This window comes from Cupriavidus phytohabitans (assembly GCF_000426345.1).
Lineage (GTDB): Bacteria > Pseudomonadota > Gammaproteobacteria > Burkholderiales > Burkholderiaceae > Cupriavidus.
In genome coordinates this window covers 1-2075 of record NZ_AUFE01000208.1, presented here as the reverse complement: position 1 = coordinate 2075, position 2075 = coordinate 1, and the positions used below count along the sequence as shown (strand labels likewise).

The window sequence follows — 2075 nt, the reverse complement described above, 5'->3', positions numbered from 1 at the left end:
AACGTCATCTGCTTCATGTTCTTCTCTTTGCGCTCTTGATCCCTCACATAACGCTCTTCCTCATGAAGCGGAGGACTTAATCAGCATTGCCTTAAGCCAACCAGCCTCCACGGTTCCTGGGGCGGTTCAGCCTGACTGCCCCAGCGCTTCCACTTAAAAACTCCGGATCTCTGTCCGAACAAACGGCGCCACCTCTAATCGCCCGCAGTGTTGGTGTTTCCGAATCCACTGTAGCCGGTGCTCGCGCGCGCTAGCCTGTCCAGGCTCGTCGATCTGCAGCCACGCGAGCCCGTCATGCGCTTTGAACACGCCGCTCCGGGTGACCTGCTGCACATCGATACCAAGCTCGGTCGCATTTGAGCGGCCCAGCCACCGCGTGAGCGGCAACTCCACGATTTGGTTGGCAGCAACACAAGTGCGGCACGCCTTCAATGAGGTGTTCACCGCACTTAATCGATAACCTCAACCTTCCGTACGCCACTTCCGACCGTCGCTTTACGCCAGCGGCGTTGGTCAAAAGGAAACATAAGGTAATCGCGCACCGTGATCGGTTCAGACTGGTTTGTGAGGCCAACTTCCGGCCACTCGTCCTTTGTCGGCCAGTACGCCGTACGGAAAATCGTGTCCCAGAGCGTCGTAAATGTCCCGAAGTTTCGGTCCCTGTGACGCGCTTCTATTGAATGGTGAATACGGTGGAACTTGCCATCCCCGACTATGTATCGTAGTAGCCCAAGATTAATTCGCGTGCTCGAGTGAGACAAGTGGACCTGAAAGGCAATCAGCGTCAGGGCAACAGTTGGCACGACGCCAGATTCGAAGCGGATCAGAGCGAGCGGCATTGCGACGAAAAAAGCATAAATAAGCGGCTCAGATAAGTGATGAGCACAATTCCAAGCCGTCAGTTCGCGGATAGAATGATGGGTGGCGTGCATGCGCCACAGGAATGGAATAGCATGCTGTGCACGGTGCATCCAGTAGCGGAAGAAATCAGCGGCAATTGCGACTAGAACGCCTGAAAGAACGCCGAAGCCCGCGCTAATAATTGCGTTGTCAGAGTGAAACAACGTCCCGAAATTCACCGTCAGGAGCGGCTTGACCCCTAACCATTCCAGACCCACAGCGTAGACGTGCCAGACAACTGCAGCAAACCCAAGGCGAATGATCCAATTTCGTACCCCGCGAACATATGACGCAAAACTGTATCGATACGCCGGAAACATCAGCTCGAGCGCGACACAGACGGTAGCGAATATCGCTACGAACTTGAACGAGTTTACAAAAAACCCGGCCATCTGATTTACATCAAAAAGGTGCAATTTCTACTCCGTCAACGAGGCTGCATGTTTTCTGGTGGGGCGATTTTAGGCCAATGGAAACGCGGTATGTCGCGCAAGTCATTTTCGCTCGGATCGCGCGCGCAAAAACCAAGCAGTCTTGACATTCCATTCCATGGCGCATTCACACAGAGATCTGCCGTCACTGGAATCTATCACGGATAGGTCGACGTTTTTCGAAATTTGGCAATCGATTGTTTGGATGGGACTCATTCGAATCCCAAATGGCTTTCACGCCTCCGCAGTTCTGATCTACGCCGGAATCTCAGAAAATCCCGCCATAACGTCAAACGGGTTATGACGCAGGGCCGCTGTTCAAGGATTGTTGAACAGGTCGGGGCGATCCTGACAGTGTTGAGAGACCCAATGTAGCATCGGCTGGACCTGATCCAGATGGTCGCTGAAGGCCGCCAGCGCCACATCGTACTGGGCATCGGTGTTGGTCGAGCGCATGATGCGTTCAAGATTGGAAACGAGCCCTATTTAGGGGATGTTGTACTAGGGCAGCAGTCTCCATTGGAGGAGACCACGTTGCAAAAGCCCATCGTATGCTACCAGAATGAGTGTATGGTACGTTTGGGAGTTGCCAGCGATTTCACCGGCAGTGAAGGTCGAGCAGATGGGGCTCGAAATCCCAAAAAAGGCGGCGGCGTATTGTGTGTCACGAACGTAAGCGAAAGCTTGCGGTGCTGTACTGAAGATGGGAGATGGCCTCCCGAAGCCGGTCTGCAGGGACGGGCT

Annotated in this window: 3 protein-coding genes and 1 pseudogene; 2 read left to right on the top strand and 2 right to left on the bottom strand. The window is 53.9% G+C overall.

The window, feature by feature from the left end; translation table 11 throughout:
* Positions 1–197: 197 nt before the first annotated feature.
* A pseudogene (locus K309_RS41340) lies at positions 198–388 on the top strand (IS481 family transposase); the annotation flags it as partial.
* 61 nt (positions 389–449) lie between these two features.
* Here the strand turns inward: K309_RS41340 and K309_RS0134675 are convergent.
* Complete coding sequence (locus K309_RS0134675) at positions 450–1292, bottom strand: sterol desaturase family protein (RefSeq protein ID WP_035878931.1); 843 nt, start codon at positions 1290–1292, stop codon at positions 450–452.
* A gap of 357 nt (positions 1293–1649) precedes the next feature.
* The gene (locus K309_RS42310) at positions 1650–1787 is read right to left on the bottom strand and encodes a hypothetical protein (RefSeq protein WP_156914552.1); all 138 of its coding nucleotides are present in this window, start codon (positions 1785–1787) and stop codon (positions 1650–1652) included.
* A 78-nt stretch (positions 1788–1865) separates the two neighbouring features.
* Between K309_RS42310 and K309_RS43680 the strand changes: the two genes are divergently transcribed.
* Positions 1866–2075, top strand: a 210-nt coding sequence (locus tag K309_RS43680) for a hypothetical protein (RefSeq protein WP_232232653.1), incomplete at its 3' end; no start/stop codon positions are given.